This window comes from Brevibacillus sp. MCWH, assembly GCF_013096935.1.
In the GTDB taxonomy this organism is placed as follows: Bacteria; Bacillota; Bacilli; order Brevibacillales; family Brevibacillaceae; genus Brevibacillus; species Brevibacillus aydinogluensis.
Map to the genome: position 1 here is coordinate 228,913 of NZ_SDLF01000004.1, position 15,933 is coordinate 244,845.

A 15,933-nucleotide genomic window follows, 5' to 3' on the forward strand; every position below is an offset into this window, starting at 1 on the left:
CAATCATAGCTAAACGCCTATAGAGATGTCAAGAATATCCGGGGGACGGGCCCGGCCCCAACCTCGTCTGATTGAGAGATTGTTGCCATTTTGTCAAATATGGCAACTCTCCCCTGATTGATATAGTATTTCCTGAAATATTTCCGCTTATTGACGGCCGCCGTGCTGCCAGTGACGAATAATTTCCCGGCTGAGGACATCGATCGTTACCTCAAAGCGGAGTGCCGATTCCAGGTCTTCATCTCCCACTGTCAGCCTCAAGCGACTGCCTTCACCCTCGTGTGCATCCAGCCGATCCCCGCTGAACTGCAGCAGGACGTAGTGGGCAAACCCGGCCGGCAGCCGTTGGGCAAGCGGCTCGTCACCGATCTGGTAACAGAGCGGGAACATCAGCACCCGTCCCTTCAAACGCTGTTCGATTGAAGCGGCCACCTGCACCAGATAACTCATCCGCTGCACGTGCTCCTTCACCGGCTTCTCCGGTCGGTACAAATAAAGAGGGAGCAGCGCGGTGTCCACATAGGTCCGCAGCTCCTCCCAATTTTCCAGTTCTTGAACATTCCACTGCATCAGGCGTCTCCTCTTTCCATTACTATCTGAAATTAAGCGTACCATGAACAGGAGGAGACAGGCAATCCACCATCAGCTGCCCAACGTTACGATTGTTCGTAGGCCATGATCTGGCGCAGTTCGTCGGTCAGACGCATAAACCGCTCCTTGTTTTTCATCGCCAGCGCTTCGTCGATCTCCTTGTACAGGGTGCGCTTACGATACAGACGCACTTGCTCGTCAATCACCATTTCCGACAACAGCCCCGACACCAATTGGTTATTCGTCCCGTACACATTGGAATTGGAATAAAAATTTGGCCACTCCATGATACATCCCTCACTTCAATAAAATAGTCGATTCGGCAAAGCCATTGTATTTGCGAAGCCATGTCTGGCTGGCATACGTCCCGGCGTACAGCCACTGACCGCTTTCATCCTGTCCGACCCGGAGCAGCCCCAGATGGACCATCATTTTCAGGACGCGGTTGGTCAGAATGTTGACTGGGTCATCGTAGTAAAACGGCCTGATCCAGGGTAGCAGCCGGTCCGAAAGTGCGTCTTGGCTGACCCAGCCTCCCGCTCCCAGCAGGGGAATCAGTTGGACAAGCATCGGCAGATTGGGGACCGCCCGCTTGTACAGCCGCATCCAGAAGCGGATCAGATCGTGGTGCAGTTGATCGTCATACGGCTGTTTCAACCGTTCTTCTCCCGCTTCCGTAAGCATTACCTGCCCCGGCATCTCTTCGATCCATTTCTGGTAGTAGCAGTAGTCGTAAAGCAGCGAGAACCGGTCCGGGTACAGGTCGAAGTGAAGTCCGTAGCCAAAACGCCATTTCTGCGGCGTGAGCGGCTCTTCCTTGATGTGCAGAAACTGAAACAACTGCTGCTGGTACCGCTTGTACATGGCACCGTCCGCAGTCAGCGGAACAGGCTCCTGCTGCAGGAATTGTAAAAATTGCATGATATCGTCACAGAGTGCGGTTCCTTCGTCGCGATAGGCCGTCGGTTCCGCTGCTGTAACAGTAACCCGCCATTTGTCCAGCCACGCCTGCAGGTACGGTTCCCGCATGTCCAGGGGAATCTGGTACTGGCCGCCCGCCCTGCTTTTTGCCGGGAAGATCCAGCCGCGCCGCATTGCGTCGGCGATAAATTTGCGCGCGTTTTCAGCCTTACGTTCCTTGTGTGCATCCAGTGCCAAGCCGGCCTTGGCCATCAGGTCTTCGAGCGACATCAACGTGCGCTTGTCGAGAAAGAGCAGGAGGAAAAAATGGGCTTCTTCCAGCGAAAGCCGCTCCACTTCCCGGGTGATGGTCTCCCGGTATCGTAAATTGGCAAGAAGTGACGTGATCAGTTCATTCTTGGAGTGAGGGTTGCATTCACAGCCGTAGTAATCGGCGATTTGATGGAGCTGCCGGATGTCGGTGTACACCAAGATCTCAGCCAAGTTCATCTGAGCATCCCTACTTTGCAAGGGTTTTTCTTACCCATCATTCTTGCCAAATTACGGCAAAATAAACAGGAAGCCGCCAGTGCAGCTTCCTGTCAGAGCCGTTTGTTATTCGTCGTCTACATTCCATTCGTCGTGCAGCTTTTGGTATTCCTTGGCTTCTTCGTAGCGGCCCGCTTGCGTCAACAGGGCGATCAGGCGGCGAATGTGGTCCAGGTCAAACCCGGACAGTGCCACGTATTGCTTGAGCGCATCGATCGCCTTTTCCGTTCGGCCGAGCGAGAGGTAGATGTCAGCCGCAAGCGGATAGGCGGCGACGTATTCCTCATCGATCGCCTGCAGGCTGGCCACCAGCTCCGCCGCTTCCTCCAGCCTGCCGAGGTGAAACGCCATCAGCGCGCAGCCGTACAGCACTTCCTCCGAGCGCTCCAGGGCCAGCGCCTGGTGATACACCTGATACGCCTGTTCAAACTGTCCGCTTTGGGCGAGTGAGCGTCCCTTGGCCAAAAGCAGCGGCAAGCTCTCCGCTCCGGCCTGCTCCAGCAGTTTCATTGCCTCCGCATCGCGTCCCACGCGGAAATACATGTCGCCCAGTGCGGCGAGGATGTCGGGATCGTCCGGCTCCTTCTGACGGGCCTGTTCCAGGTACTTGACCGCTACTTCGTCGAGGTCCTGCATGGCGTACAGATCAGCCAGCAGCAGATCCAGCCGGATGTGTTCCATCCCCGATTCCTTCAATTCGTACAACAGGTGCTGCGCGGTCTCAAAATCACTCAGATCCAGCGCAATTTCCGCCATCATCATCTGGCATTCTTGCCGCTGCGCCGCCTGTAACCCGGGATGTTCCTGCAGTATGTTGGAGAGCAGACTGGATGCCTGTTCGAGATGGCCAAGGCGGTACCACACTTCCGCCAGGTACATCATGACCTCCGGCAAATCCTTGCCGTGCTCCTGTACCTTTTGCAGCGCTTTGAGCCCCAGTTCCACCTCGTCGTTTTCAATCCGTTTGATTGCTTCGTCTATGACGTACAGCCATTTGTCTGTCATCGTCCTCACCTCGTATGTATGGTTGCTCTCGTCATGTAAAAGAGCCGCAAAAGACCGTCCGAAGACGGTCTTTTTCCGTATGTTCCTTCTATTAAATCATATACCATTATGCCCGTGTCAACCAACTCATGGAGAGGACGGTGACCAAGATGCCAAACACGCTCAGCACGATCCCGTAGTTGGGTTGGGTTGGGTCAGTCGGCGAATGCACACTGTTGAACGGTACGATCGAGGCCGTCTCCCTGACCAGCGGCTTTTCGTCAGATACCAGCGGCTGCGGTTCCACGACGTAGGTGCCGTCCTCCGTCTGCATGGAGGATGTGATGACTTGCGCCTTTTTCCCCATCGCTACCACTTCCCCGTCAATCATCAGGGAGTTGGCCTGCTCGGTACTGCTCGTATTGACGTACAACGTAAACGAGCAGAGCATCAGCAGGATAATGGCGGCACACGCGCCAACGCGTCGCATCCGGGCCGTCACGGTAAACACTTTTTTCCCAATCGGAATCGCCCACTTCTCTTCCGAAAGAATTCGGGCCATTACGGCATCGACAATCGATTTGGAAGGCGTGACAGCATGGTACCGTTCCCTGTCCGCTTTCATCCAATCGCCGCTGTCTTTCCACAACGCGAAATCGGCACTGCAGGCACGGCAGCTCGTCAAGTGATTGTCAATCCGCCGGCGCGTCAATTCGGACAGCAGGCCGTCGGCGTAATCAGGCATCAATTCCTGTACTTCTTCACATCTCATCATCGATTCATCCCTTCAGCTTCATCCAAATGAGGGTCCAGGATGTAGGCTTCCAACTGTGCTCTAATGCTCTGCCGCGCCCGAAACAACAGGGATTTTACCGAACTCACCGTCAAGTCTAGAATGGTGGCGATCTCGTTGTAATCCATCTGCTCGTATTCCCTCAGGATCAAGGCTGAACGCTGCTTTTCCGGCAGGTTGTTGATTGCCTGTCTGACCAGGTGCTCCCGTTCGTTTCGCAGCAGGACCTGCTCCGGCAGGCGATCGTACGACGCAAGCGGAACTTGCGGATTATCCTCAAGGTATACGTCCGAATTCCGGCTTTTGCGCAGCTCGCTCAGCACGGTATTGCGGGCTATGGTGTAGAGCCACGTAGAAAAGGTCGCTTCTACATCGCGGAACGAGTGAATGCTTTTATATGCCTTGTAAAACGTATCCTGACAGATATCCTCCGCCATGTGCTCCAGATGAGCCTGGCGAAGCAAGTGAGTGACAAATGCAAGAATCTTTTTTTCGTATCGCCGGATCAGTTCGGCATAGCATTCCAGGTTGCCTTCTTTTATTTCACGGATAAGCTGGGAATCGGTCATGTGCAGGAATACCTCCTATTGCGATTCCGATCCCTCAGCGGCCTTTGTTACATTAGACTGCTGGGGATGTAAAAAGTTGCGCTGCCCGGGCAATTCTTTTGCCTCACCCGAGGCTGGCATCCACTGCGAAAAAACCCCAGATGTTGGGGCTATATGACATAATTATACGGCTTGATATCGAGGAGGCATCGTCCCATTCCTATTGTCGAAGCATAACACTGGTTTCGGTACAACCACTTTCCATTTGACATGACAGATGTTGGCAGAAAAAATTCACTCAGGTTGAGAATAGTGGAAAGAGCAAAATTTGTCAACCAGTGTTCTTTTTTTAGGAAAAGAATGTCAGCATCAGCACCAGGCATGATGCGGCCCTTGCGCGGATAGAGACCAGCGGCCTTGGCAGCGTTTGTCGAAGCGACGCGAACAAGCAGGCACAAGAGCGATTCGGGGTCATAGTCTGTGTGTCGCAAGTCGACCTGCACCTCGTCCAGCGCAGCAACGACCGGCAGCGAACGGAACCAGTGGCCGACGAGCTGACGCAGCGCCCGTTCACATTGCTCGCCGCGAAGACGGAAGACGTGGTAGTACGGGTCGCAGTCCTTCAAGTCAAGCGCGGGATCTCCCTCCACCCACGTGCGGATTTTCCAATGGCGGCACAGGGAAAGCCACTGCCGATGCAGACGGAGACGCTCCTCATGATGTAATTTCGCTTCCTTCGGCACCCGCAACTGCAGCATCACCTTGTATGACGTAAGAAGGGGTGAAATCGTTTCCCAATCTATGCGAAAAAGTTCTTCGGGTCGGTGCACGACGACCCGCAGCAACCGGTATCCTTCGCCGCACCACCTGCGGACCGTCTTGCCGTTCAGCCACGAAGCCGGCAGTTCCACCAGCAACGTGTAATCAATCAGATTGTTAAAGTGCATCGCCGTCTGGTAGCGCACCTGCGAATGATCCATCCACGCTTCCGGCTGGAGCGTGTCCACCAGACAGGTATATCCCTGCCGGATGAGCAGACGGATTGCATCAAGGTACTCGGGCAGCCGCCTGGTCCGCCCGTGCGGCCGTTCCGGCATGGCGACAAAGCCTGGCAGCAGGTACATCCCGGATGCGTCGATCTCGTAAGGACGTGCCTTTCCCATCACAGCTTTTGGCAAGCTGTCTTTGGCGATCCGGCGGATAATCCCACGGGAAATCCAGACGTCTGCTTCGATGATTCCGTATGACGTCACGACGTTTCCTCCACGTATCACAACCTCTTCCTGCCCCACAGCTCGTCCCTCCCCCCGCCATCCGGCGGCTTGTTTCAGTACGAACTTATGCGCAGAAAGTGAAAAAAGAACAAAAAAAGACCGCCGTTAATGTAAGCGCATTCAAAACGGCGGTAGCACTATTCGTGCAACAATATATTGGATAGGAGTGGAGAGAAACCATACTGTACCTTTATTATAGCGTAAGGTAAGCTCTTGTCAAATCTTTTTTTTCAAGTTTCGTTTTATATTGGTCACTGGCACGAAGCAGCAAACAGCGCGATCGCGATGAAAAAACCCGCGCTTGGCGGGTTTCTCTCGCTTGGTTCTGGACGCTCTAGTTTGCTTACCGTATGCTGATGCGCGCCAACAGGTCGGCAAAGCCGGGGAAAGAGACGTTGATCGCCGCGTCATTTGCGATCACGGTTTCGCCCTCCGCCGCCAGACCGGCGATCGCCATCGCCATGCCGATGCGGTGGTCGCCCATGCTGTCGATCGCTGCTCCGGTCAGCTGCGTCGCCCCCTCCACGATCAAACCGTCCGGTGTGGGCGTTACGCTCGCCCCAAACTTGGACAGTTGGCTGGCTACGGTCGCGATCCGGTCCGTCTCTTTTACACGCAGTTCTTCGGCGTCGCGAATCACCGTACGACCGTTGGCCCGCGTGGCCATCACAGCGATGACGGGGATTTCATCGATCAGGCGCGGAATGATTTCACCGCCGATCTCGATGCCGCGCAGCTCGGAATGGGTGACGAGCAGGTCGGCTACCGGCTCTTCGTTGACGATCCGTTCGTTTTGCAGCTCGATACGGCCGCCCATGGCGCGGACCACATCGATAATCCCCGTGCGGCTGGGGTTGACGCCCACGTTTTCGATCAAGAGGGAACTGCCGGGCACCATCATCACGGCTGCGATCAAAAACGCCGCTGACGAGATGTCGCCTGGCACGCGGATCGCCCTGCCCGTCAAGGTTTGTCCACCTTCGACGGATACGGTCAGACCGTCGCGGACCACCTTCACGCCAAACGCCTGCAGCATGCGTTCCGTATGGTCGCGGGAGAGCTGCGGCTCTGTCACACTGGTGACGCCTGTGGCCTGCAGACCGGCCAGAAGAATCGCCGATTTTACCTGGGCACTGGCAACCGGCGACTGGTACGAGATGCCTTGCAGGCCGCCGCCGCGGATGGACAGCGGAGTGTATTCGCCGTCTTTGCGGCCGTCAATTTTGGCCCCCATCTGACGCAGCGGTCCGATGACGCGCCGCATCGGCCGCTTGGCAATCGACTCGTCCCCCTCCATGACGGCGTGAAACGGCTGCGTTGCCAAAATCCCCGCCATGAGCCGGATGGTCGTGCCGGAGTTGCCCACGTCCAGGTGCTGCGACGGTTCCTCCAGTCCGTACCAGCCTTTGCCGTAAACAGTAACACGATCTCCGGCCTGTTCGATCTTCACGCCCATCCTGCGGAAGCAGTCGATGGTGCTCAGGCAGTCAGCCCCCGGCAGAAAGCCTTCGATCGTGGTGGTTCCTTCCGCCAGTGCGCCAAACATGACGGCACGGTGCGAGATTGACTTGTCCCCGGGCACCCGGACTGTCCCTTCTATCCGTTTTACTGGTTGTACGCGAAGCACAGTTCCACTCCCCTTTTTCTCTGTTACGTCTATTACGTCTATCGGTGCAAAAAGTTGGCGACAGTCGCGCGTCAAAGCGTCTACGCCTCAAAGCACGAAGGTACGCCCACGCTACTCGCGCCTGTATACATTGTAATCGAAAAAGCGCAGGAGTTCTTCACCCTTTTCCAGTTCCGCCAGGGAGCGGAAGGTGATCCGCAGCACGCCCAACATATCTTCCCGGGTTTCCCTGATTTGGATGTTGGTGATGTTGATCTGCTTGGCACCAAGCAGGGTGGTGATCCGTCCGATCTCCCCCGGATGGTCGGGAATGTCGATGTACAAGTCGTACAGCGGCGGCAGCGCTCCCTTTTTCCGCTCCGGCAGTCCGTCGCGGAATTCGCGTGCCGACTTGAAAAACTGCTCGATGCGGTCGGCGTCTCCCTCGCGGACCAATGCCATGACTCCGTCCAGCGCCCTGGCCCAGTCGTCGGCGATTTTCAGCAAGTGCTCGCGGTTGTTCAGGAGCACATCCCGCCACATGCGCGGGTTGCTGGACGCAATGCGGGTGATGTCGCGAAATCCTCCGGCGGCCAGCCTGTGGTGCCAAGGGTTTTCGTTGTCATACCCGGCCACCAGATTGACCAGGGCGGAAGCCAGGATATGCGGAAAATGGCTGACTGCTCCCACTACCTGATCGTGTTCGTCCGGGTCCATCCGCACCACTTTGGCACGGGTCAGCGCCAGCAGCTTCTCGAGCCGCTCCACCTGCTCCTCCGGTGTCCCCGGCGCGGGCGTCAGCACGTAGTACGCATTTTCAAACAGGCGATCCGAAGCCGCTTCCACGCCCGACTTGTGCGAGCCGGCCATCGGGTGACCGCCGATGAACGTCACATCGGACGGGATATGTGCCTCGGCAAAGCGGACGACGCCCGATTTGGTGCTGCCCACGTCCGTGACGATGACGCCGGGCTTCAGGTCCAGATTGCGCAGTCGGTCCAGTGTGGCATATATCTGTTCCACCGGCACGGCGAGAAAAATCACGTCCGCTTCCCGCACGGCCTCCTGCAGGTCGGTCGTGCCCGCGTGAATGACGCCGAGTGCCAACGCCTTGTCCAGAAAATCCTGCCGGACGTCGAAGCCGATGATACGGTTGTGCTCATCCCCACGCAGGGCAAGTGCGATCGAACCGCCGATCAACCCGACGCCGATTACAGTGATGGTTGTCGTATTCATCTCCACTGTCTATCCTCTCTGTGTACGTGTAGACAAAGATGCCGGACGAACGCCGGCATCCTCGTCGTTATTTCAATGCGCCAGCCACGATGCTGCCAAGCGCCTGCAAAACCTTCTCGTTTTGTTCCGCCGAGCCGACCGTGATCCGCTGATATCCGGGGAAACCAAGCGCCCGGCCGGAGCGCACGATGATTCCCTGCTCCAGCAGCTTGCGGAAGACAGCGTCGGAGTCCTGCTGCAAATCGACCAGGACAAAGTTGGTCTGGGACGGAAAATACGACAGTCCCCACTCGTCAAAGCGGTCGGTCAACTGCTTCATGCCCTCCCGGTTGCGCTTGCGGCATTCCTCCACGAACGCCTGGTCCTGCAGCGCGGCGCGGGCGGCTGCCTGAGCCAGGGTATTGGTGTTGAAGGGTTCACGCACATGGTCGAGGTGGCCGACGATCTCTTCCGACGCGATGCCGTATCCGATCCGAAGCGCCGCCAGACCATAAATTTTGGAGAACGTGCGCAGGATGATCAGATTGGGGTAGTGCTCCAGCATCGGCACGGTTTGCGGATAGGCCGGGTCCACCACGTACTCGTAATAGGCCTCGTCCAGCACCACCAGGACGTCCTTCGGCACTTTTTGCAAAAACGCCTCCAGCTCGTCACGCGTGACGATCGTTCCGGAAGGATTGTTGGGGTTGCACACCCAGACGACGCGCGTCTGATCGTTGATCGCCGCCGCCATCGCTTCCAGATCGTGCACGCCGTTTTTCAGCGGCACCTCGATCAGTTCCGCGCCCTCGATGATGGCATTGGAGCGGTACTGCGAAAAGGTGGGCGTCGCCATCACCGTGTTGGTGCCTTGCTCCAGATAGGCGCGGGCGATCATCTGCACCACTTCGTCCGAACCGTTTCCGAAAATCAACTGCGCAGGCTTGACGCCGAGAAACTCTGCCAATTCCCAACGAAGCATGAGACTGGCGCCGTCCGGATAGATGGCCAGCGTATCCAGTTGGGCGGCAATCGCTTCTTTCGCCTTCGGTGAGCAGCCAAACGGATTTTCATTGGACGCCAGCTTGATTACTTCCGTCAGTCCGAATTCTCGTTTCACATCGTCGATCGGCTTCCCGGGCTGATACACCGGGGCGCCGAGAATGCGCTGTTTCGGCAGCATCTGGTCTCACTCCAGTCAAGTCGCATTTTCCCCTTATTGTAGCGCACCGGCCAGCCGTTGTACAAACGTTTTTATTTTTTTGACACCCTGTTTTAACTGTTTGGGATCGGACAGCAGCTCCAGATGCCGTTCCATCTCCTGCACGATCGCACTGCCGACGATTACCCCATCCGTGTGCTGTGCCACCGCCCGAACCTGCTCGGGTGTGGAGATGCCGAACCCGACAGCCGTGGGCACGGAGGTGCTCGTCTTGACCCGCTGCAAAAACTGGGCAAGATCCTCACGCAGGCTGTCGCGGGCGCCAGTCACGCCGAGCGACGACACGCAGTACAGAAATCCGCTCGCCTGCGCGCCAATTGTCCGGATGCGGGATTCCGATGTGGGGGCTACCAGCGAGATGACATGCAGCCCGTGCGCTTGGGCAGCAGCCACTGCCGGCCCGTTTTCCTCCACCGGCAGGTCAGGAATGACGATGCCGTCCGCGCCTTTTTCCGCCAGTACGGCAAAGAAGCGCTCCACGCCGTACTGCAGGACCGGGTTGTAGTAAGAGAAAAGCACGATCGGCACCTGCATCCCGGATGCGCGCAGGTTGGCGACCAGTTCCAGGGCGTCGTCGATCGTCACCCCGTTTGCCAGTGCCCGTTGGGAAGCGCGCTGAATGGTCGGGCCATCCGCCAGCGGGTCCGAATAGGGAACCCCCAGCTCCAGCATGTCGGCTCCCGCTTCCACCAGGGCGTGCGCAATTTGAAACGTCGCGTCAAGGTTTGGGTCGCCAACCGTGATGAACGGGATGAAACGCTTGCGGCTGCTGTCGGCAAACAGCCGGTCGATTCGATTCACGGGCGCTGTCATTGTGCGTCTCCCCCTCTCGGTTCGTCGTCAAGCGCTGCCTGGATCGTCGCCACGTCTTTGTCTCCGCGGCCTGACAGACAGATGACCAGGACTTGATCCGCTCCCATCTGCGGCGCCCGTTTGATCGCCTCGGCAACGGCGTGGGCGCTCTCCAGAGCCGGGATGATCCCCTCCGTCCGGCAAAGCAGTTGAACCGCCTCCAGCGCCTCCCGGTCCGTGACGGAGGTGTACTGCACCCGTCCGGTTTCCTTCAGGTAGGCGTGCTCGGGTCCCACGCCCGGGTAATCCAGCCCGGCCGAGATGGAGTGCGCCTCCTGCACCTGCCCGTACTGATCCTGCAAAAGATACGTCATCGCGCCGTGAATCACGCCGGGCCGTCCGAGCGTAAGCGTCGCCGCATGCTTGTCGCTGTCCAAGCCATGTCCGGCTGCCTCCACGCCCCGCAGGGCAACATGTTCGTCCTGCAAGAACGGGTAAAACATGCCGATCGCATTGCTTCCTCCGCCCACGCAGGCAATCACTTCATCAGGCAGGCGTCCCACCTGTTCGAGAATCTGGCTGCGCGTCTCTTCGCCGATGATTTTCTGAAACTCCCTCACCATGTAGGGATACGGATGGGGGCCTACGACCGAGCCGATCACGTAAAACGTCTCATCCACGTGGGAGACCCAGTAGCGAATCGCTTCGTTCGTCGCGTCTTTCAGGGTGCGGGTGCCGGTCACGGCGGGAATGACCTCCGCACCGAGCAGCTTCATGCGAAACACGTTCAGCGCCTGCCGTTTGATGTCCTCTTCGCCCATGAACACCTTGCAGGACAGCCCCAGTTTGGCGGCGACCGTGGCGCTGGCCACACCGTGCTGCCCTGCCCCGGTCTCGGCGATAATGGACGTCTTGCCCATCCGCTTGGCCAGCAGACCTTGTCCCAGTGCGTTGTTCAGCTTGTGGGCACCGGTGTGGTTGAGATCTTCCCGCTTCAGATAGATACGCGCCCCTCCCAGCGCTTCCGTCAGTTTGTCAGCGTAGGTCAGAGGAGTCGGCCGTCCGGCGTATTCGCGCAACAACTGCCCCAGCTCAGCGCGAAACGACGGATCACGCCGCGCCTCTTCAAATGCCTGTTCCAATTCCGCCAGGGCGCTCATCAGCGTCTCCGGCACAAACTTGCCGCCAAATGGTCCAAAGCGTCCATGCTTGTCAGGCACGGTACGCGTTTCCTTCTGTGATACGGTCATGTTCCCTCACCCTCTCCACGAATTGTCTGATTTTCTCCGCGTCTTTTTCTCCGTCGCTCTCCACGCCGCTGGACACGTCGATAATTGCGGGCCTATATCTGCCCACCAGCTCGGCTACGTTGTCCGCGTTGATGCCGCCTGCGATGATGCAGGGGGCAGGTGCCGTCCATTTGCGCAACAGGGGAATCTGCTCCCAGGAAAAGCGTTTGCCCGTGCCGCCCGCCTGCCGGGGATCATAGGTGTCAAACAAAAACGCGTCGGCTGCTCCCCGGTACGCGTCCACGACATTCTCCAGCGGCTCGCCGCCCCCGACTGCCAGCGCTTTCCAGACCGGCAGGGAAAACCGCTGCCGCACGCTCTCGCAAAAGGCGGGGGATTCCTGCCCGTGCAGTTGAATCACGGCAAGGGGGGCATGGGTCAGCACGTGCTCCAGCTCCGCTTCCGTCGGGTTGACAAACACCCCGACCGCCGGCGGATGATCCGGCACGGCCGCGAGCAGCGCCCCCGCCGTCTGCGCGTCCACTCGTCGCCTGCTTTCCGCAAATACCAGTCCCACGTAGTCAACATCGAGCCGGGCCAGCAGGCGAAGGGTCTCCGCCCGCTTGACGCCGCAAATCTTGATCCGCGTCATGACCGCACCTGCGGGCTGGCGCCTTCCCGCTCACCTACCAGTTGGATTACGGCTTTGCCCACATCCTCGTGGCGCATGAAGTGTTCCCCGACCAAGATCGCCCGCGCGCCCGCCTGCCGCACTTCCTCCACGTCCGCCGGTGAAGAAATGCCGCTTTCGCTGACAGTGAGAACACCGGATGGGATCTCCGCCGCCACCTCACGGGTCACAGCCAGGTCTGTCCGGAACGTCCGCAGGTCGCGATTGTTGATGCCGATCAGCATCGGTGTCACATGGCGAAACACCATCTCCAGCTCACGCCGGTCATGCACTTCGATCAGCACGTCCATGCCGAGCGCTTCCGCCGCCTGCGACAGATCACGAAGCTGCTCCCCTTCCAGAATCGCCGCGATGAGCAGGACGCAATCGGCGCCGCACGCCCGGGCCTCGGCAATTTGCCACTCGTCGATGATAAAATCCTTGCGCAGCAGCGGTTGGTCCACGGCCGTGCGGATGTTTCGCAAATACTCGGTCTTCCCTTGAAAAAATGGTTCGTCCGTCAGTACGGAGATGCACTCTGCACCGGCAGACGCGTAGGACCGAGCGATTCCCACCGGGTCAAAGTCAGGCCGAATCACACCTTTGGACGGCGAAGCCTTTTTCACTTCCGCGATGACGCTGACCGGCCGCGTGCTGTCTGCCAGTGCTGAACGGAACCCGCGCGGTGCGGGCATGTGTTTCGCCTCGTCCAACAGGGACTGCAGGGTCGTGGAAGCGTGCAGTCTGGCCACCTCTTCTCTTTTGGCCTCGACGATCCTACGAAGCATGTATCATCCCTCCCGCCACCTGCCGGATTTGTTCCAGTTTACGCTGGACCGCGCCGTCGTCGATCAGTTCCGCGGCCCGGATCACCCCTGCCTCGATGCTGATTGCGCGATCCGCCAGGTACAGGATGGCACCCGCGTTGAGCAGGACGATGTCACGGGCGGCTCCCCGCTTGCCGGCGAACACTTCGCGGATGATCGTCGCGTTTTCATACGCGTCGCCGCCGCGCAGTTCCTCCATCGGATACCGTCTCAAACCGAACTGTTCGGGCACGATCTCGTACGTGCGGATCTCACCGTCGCGCAGCTCGGCGATGCTGCTCGGACCCGTCACGGTCAATTCGTCAAGGCCGTCAGCACCGGCCACCACCAGGGCCCGTTCCACTCCCAATTCGCGCAGGACGGCCGCCACGGTGGGGAGAAGCTGTCTGTCGTACACGCCCAGGAGCTGCCGCTTGGCCCCCGCCGGATTGGTCAGCGGTCCCAACAGATTAAACACCGTCCGCACCGCCAGTTCTTTTCGCGGGCCGGCTGCGTGCTTCATCGCCTGATGGTAGAGCGGCGCAAACAGGAAGCACAGATTGGTCACCCGCAGGCAGTCGGCCGCCGCTTCCGGCGTCAGTGTGATCGGAATGCCCAACGCCTCCAGCACGTCGGCGCTGCCGCTCTTGCTGGAGACAGCCCGGTTGCCGTGTTTCGCGATGCAGACACCGTCACTCGCCGCCACGATGGCGGCTGCGGTGGAGATGTTGAACGTATGGGCACCGTCCCCGCCTGTGCCGCACGTGTCCATCAATCCCGGCACTTCCAGCGGGAACCGGACCGCCCGCTCCCGCATGGCCTGAACAAACCCGATAATCTCCTCCACCTGTTCCCCTTTCAGCCGCAGTCCGGCGAGGAAGGCACCGATCTGGGCGGGGGTGGCTTTGCCGTCCATGATCTCGCCCATCGCCTGGCGGGCGGTCAGACGGTCCAGATCGCGTCCGCGCAATATGTGTTCCAACGCTGTGGTCAGCATGGCTGTTCCTCCTTTGGGGCAAACAACTGCTCCGCCTTCTCCAACGCGGAGAGCATGGCTGCCGCTTTGTTCACTGTTTCCTGATACTCGTTGGCCGGGACGGAGTCGGCGACGATGCCGGCGCCCGCCTGCACGTAGGCGTATCCGTTCTGGAACAGGAGGGTGCGGATCGTAATGCAGGTCTCCAGCGTCCCGTCAAAGCCGAAATAACCGATCGCCCCGGCGTACAGATGGCGCGCGTCCGGCTCCAGTTCGGCAATGATTTCCATCGCTCTCAGCTTGGGCGCGCCGGACACCGTTCCCGCCGGGAAAGCGGCGAGCAGCGCGTCGAACGGATGCAGTCCCTCGCGCAGCTCTCCGGTCACGTGGGAGACCATATGCATGACGTGGGAGTAATGTTCGATGACCAGTGCTTCCTCGACGCGAACGCTGCCGTACCGGGCGACACGTCCCACGTCGTTGCGTCCCAGGTCAAGCAGCATGTAATGCTCCGCCCGCTCCTTGGGATCAGCGAGGAGATCGGCGGCCAGGGCCTCGTCATCTTCCGCTGTGCGCCCTCGCCTGCGCGTGCCGGCGATCGGCCGCATCTCCACCCGGTTGTTTTCGACCCGGACCAGCAGTTCTGGCGACGTACCGACGACCGTCTCGCCTTCGTATTGCAGGTAGTACATGTACGGCGAAGGGTTCAGCGTGCGCAGCAGCCGATAGACGGCAAACGGATCGACGTCCGTGCGCACGCGGAAACGCTGGGAGATCACTACTTGAAAAATGTCACCGGCCGCGATGTACGCCTTGGCACGCTCCACCATCTGTTCAAACTGCTCCCGGCTCATGTTGGGCTCTGGCTTTAGCTCGCCTTGCGCGCCGGTGCCAACGGAAATTCGACTGCCGTCCGTCTCGACCGGAGCGGTCACCTGTGCGGCAAGTTGCTCCAGCCGGCTGCAGACCTGTTGGTATTTGCGGGCGATCGTCTCCGGCGAATCATCCGGGTCGACGTGCAGATTCACGATCACCTGGATCTCCTGCTTGAGATGGTCAAACGCGATCAATTCATCCACGAACCAAAATCGCATGTCCGGCACATCCAGGCTTTCCTGACGGTGGTAGGGCAGATTTTCAAAGTAGTGCAGGGTGTTGTATCCAAAGAACCCCACGGCCCCACCGCACAATCGGGGTGCTCCCTGCAGTTTGGGACTGGTGTAGCGGGACGTCTCTTCGCGTAAAAAGTGAACGGGATTGCCGTAAAACGTCAGCCTATCCCCTCCGCGGCGGCGGACAGTAATCTGCTCCCCGCGGGCCTCCACCGTTTGAAACGGATTCATGCCGATGAACGAGTATCGGGCCCAGCGTGTTCCGCCTTCCACGCTTTCCAGGAGAAACGAATCATGCGTGCGAATTTTCTGGTAGATTCGGATAGGCGTCTCCTCATCTGCCAGCACGGTCAAGCGTACGGGTATCAGGGAATGGTTGGCCGAAAGAGATTGGACTTCAGCCAGGGTAGGGGAATACATCTCTTTTCTCACCTCTCGCCGCGTGGTGCCCTGCACGCCTGAAAACACAGGCTTTACATGCACCCGCACGTTTGTCAGGTGAAGAGATAGGGGGAGAAAAAGAAAAAAATCCAGGAAGAGTCCTGGATTGGTCTGTACGAATCCATCCGGCTCGCTCTTCTCTCCTCTGCCCAACTCTTCTCAACTCTGCTCTGCTCACTCTCAACTCTCAGCCGGTATTTTGCATTACCGGTAAAACGAGGCGTT

At 58.7% G+C, this 15,933-nt stretch carries 16 protein-coding genes; all 16 read right to left on the minus strand.

What is annotated here, in order from left to right; all coding sequences use genetic code 11:
• Positions 1 to 147: 147 nt before the first annotated feature.
• Positions 148 to 570 (minus strand): DUF2487 family protein, encoded by a 423-nt coding sequence (locus ETC00_RS05555; RefSeq protein WP_171564960.1) that lies wholly within the window; start codon positions 568 to 570, stop codon positions 148 to 150.
• 86 nt (positions 571 to 656) lie between these two features.
• On the minus strand, positions 657 to 878 hold the full coding sequence (locus ETC00_RS05560) for an IDEAL domain-containing protein (RefSeq protein WP_171564961.1): 222 nt from the start codon (positions 876 to 878) through the stop codon (positions 657 to 659).
• Positions 879 to 888: 10 nt separating this feature from the next.
• Positions 889 to 2,001: a hypothetical protein gene (locus ETC00_RS05565; RefSeq protein ID WP_171564962.1), complete on the minus strand. Its 1,113-nt coding sequence runs from the start codon at positions 1,999 to 2,001 to the stop codon at positions 889 to 891.
• A 105-nt stretch (positions 2,002 to 2,106) separates the two neighbouring features.
• Complete coding sequence (locus ETC00_RS05570) at positions 2,107 to 3,045, minus strand: tetratricopeptide repeat protein (protein WP_171564963.1); 939 nt, start codon at positions 3,043 to 3,045, stop codon at positions 2,107 to 2,109.
• A gap of 106 nt (positions 3,046 to 3,151) precedes the next feature.
• Positions 3,152 to 3,799, minus strand: coding sequence for a zf-HC2 domain-containing protein (locus tag ETC00_RS05575; RefSeq protein WP_171564964.1), 648 nt, complete (start codon positions 3,797 to 3,799; stop codon positions 3,152 to 3,154).
• Entirely contained in the window at positions 3,796 to 4,386 is a 591-nt protein-coding gene (locus ETC00_RS05580; protein WP_171564965.1) for an RNA polymerase sigma factor, read from the minus strand. The genes ETC00_RS05575 and ETC00_RS05580 overlap by 4 nt, the downstream gene beginning before the upstream one ends.
• Before the next feature lie 149 nt (positions 4,387 to 4,535).
• Positions 4,536 to 5,618, minus strand: a complete 1,083-nt coding sequence (locus tag ETC00_RS20925; RefSeq protein WP_171564966.1) for an amidohydrolase family protein — start codon at positions 5,616 to 5,618, stop codon at positions 4,536 to 4,538.
• Positions 5,619 to 5,982: 364 nt separating this feature from the next.
• Entirely contained in the window at positions 5,983 to 7,266 is a 1,284-nt protein-coding gene (gene aroA, locus ETC00_RS05590) for a 3-phosphoshikimate 1-carboxyvinyltransferase (RefSeq protein ID WP_171564967.1), read from the minus strand.
• 111 nt (positions 7,267 to 7,377) lie between these two features.
• Positions 7,378 to 8,481, minus strand: coding sequence for a prephenate dehydrogenase (locus ETC00_RS05595; RefSeq protein ID WP_171564968.1), 1,104 nt, complete (start codon positions 8,479 to 8,481; stop codon positions 7,378 to 7,380).
• Positions 8,482 to 8,548: 67 nt separating this feature from the next.
• Positions 8,549 to 9,643, minus strand: coding sequence for a histidinol-phosphate transaminase (gene hisC / locus ETC00_RS05600; protein WP_171564969.1), 1,095 nt, complete (start codon positions 9,641 to 9,643; stop codon positions 8,549 to 8,551).
• 33 nt (positions 9,644 to 9,676) lie between these two features.
• Positions 9,677 to 10,495 carry a tryptophan synthase subunit alpha gene (trpA, locus tag ETC00_RS05605; protein WP_171564970.1) on the minus strand — a complete coding sequence of 273 codons (819 nt, stop codon included), beginning with the start codon at positions 10,493 to 10,495 and terminating at the stop codon, positions 9,677 to 9,679.
• Complete coding sequence (gene trpB / locus ETC00_RS05610; RefSeq protein ID WP_171564971.1) at positions 10,492 to 11,724, minus strand: tryptophan synthase subunit beta; 1,233 nt, start codon at positions 11,722 to 11,724, stop codon at positions 10,492 to 10,494. Before trpB ends, trpA begins: the two co-directional genes overlap by 4 nt.
• Positions 11,687 to 12,355 carry a phosphoribosylanthranilate isomerase gene (locus tag ETC00_RS05615; protein ID WP_171564972.1) on the minus strand — a complete coding sequence of 223 codons (669 nt, stop codon included), beginning with the start codon at positions 12,353 to 12,355 and terminating at the stop codon, positions 11,687 to 11,689. The genes trpB and ETC00_RS05615 overlap by 38 nt, the downstream gene beginning before the upstream one ends.
• Entirely contained in the window at positions 12,352 to 13,161 is an 810-nt protein-coding gene (gene trpC / locus ETC00_RS05620; RefSeq protein ID WP_171564973.1) for an indole-3-glycerol phosphate synthase TrpC, read from the minus strand. The genes ETC00_RS05615 and trpC overlap by 4 nt, the downstream gene beginning before the upstream one ends.
• Positions 13,151 to 14,176 (minus strand): anthranilate phosphoribosyltransferase, encoded by a 1,026-nt coding sequence (gene trpD, locus ETC00_RS05625; protein WP_171564974.1) that lies wholly within the window; start codon positions 14,174 to 14,176, stop codon positions 13,151 to 13,153. The genes trpC and trpD overlap by 11 nt, the downstream gene beginning before the upstream one ends.
• Entirely contained in the window at positions 14,170 to 15,687 is a 1,518-nt protein-coding gene (gene trpE, locus ETC00_RS05630; protein WP_171564975.1) for an anthranilate synthase component I, read from the minus strand. Before trpE ends, trpD begins: the two co-directional genes overlap by 7 nt.
• Between the last annotated feature and the right edge of the window lie 246 nt (positions 15,688 to 15,933).

Coding starts and splice junctions, on each gene's coding strand:
- ETC00_RS05575 (WP_171564964.1), bottom strand. CDS start 3,799: ATGATGAGATGTGAAGAAGTACAGGAATTGATGCCTGATTACGCCGAC.
- ETC00_RS05565 (WP_171564962.1), bottom strand. CDS start 2,001: ATGAACTTGGCTGAGATCTTGGTGTACACCGACATCCGGCAGCTCCAT.
- ETC00_RS05570 (WP_171564963.1), bottom strand. CDS start 3,045: ATGACAGACAAATGGCTGTACGTCATAGACGAAGCAATCAAACGGATT.
- ETC00_RS05595 (WP_171564968.1), bottom strand. CDS start 8,481: ATGAATACGACAACCATCACTGTAATCGGCGTCGGGTTGATCGGCGGT.
- trpB (WP_171564971.1), bottom strand. CDS start 11,724: ATGACCGTATCACAGAAGGAAACGCGTACCGTGCCTGACAAGCATGGA.
- trpD (WP_171564974.1), bottom strand. CDS start 14,176: ATGCTGACCACAGCGTTGGAACACATATTGCGCGGACGCGATCTGGAC.
- ETC00_RS05560 (WP_171564961.1), bottom strand. CDS start 878: ATGGAGTGGCCAAATTTTTATTCCAATTCCAATGTGTACGGGACGAAT.
- trpC (WP_171564973.1), bottom strand. CDS start 13,161: ATGCTTCGTAGGATCGTCGAGGCCAAAAGAGAAGAGGTGGCCAGACTG.
- ETC00_RS05555 (WP_171564960.1), bottom strand. CDS start 570: ATGCAGTGGAATGTTCAAGAACTGGAAAATTGGGAGGAGCTGCGGACC.
- hisC (WP_171564969.1), bottom strand. CDS start 9,643: ATGCTGCCGAAACAGCGCATTCTCGGCGCCCCGGTGTATCAGCCCGGG.
- trpE (WP_171564975.1), bottom strand. CDS start 15,687: ATGTATTCCCCTACCCTGGCTGAAGTCCAATCTCTTTCGGCCAACCAT.
- trpA (WP_171564970.1), bottom strand. CDS start 10,495: ATGACAGCGCCCGTGAATCGAATCGACCGGCTGTTTGCCGACAGCAGC.
- ETC00_RS05615 (WP_171564972.1), bottom strand. CDS start 12,355: ATGACGCGGATCAAGATTTGCGGCGTCAAGCGGGCGGAGACCCTTCGC.
- ETC00_RS05580 (WP_171564965.1), bottom strand. CDS start 4,386: ATGACCGATTCCCAGCTTATCCGTGAAATAAAAGAAGGCAACCTGGAA.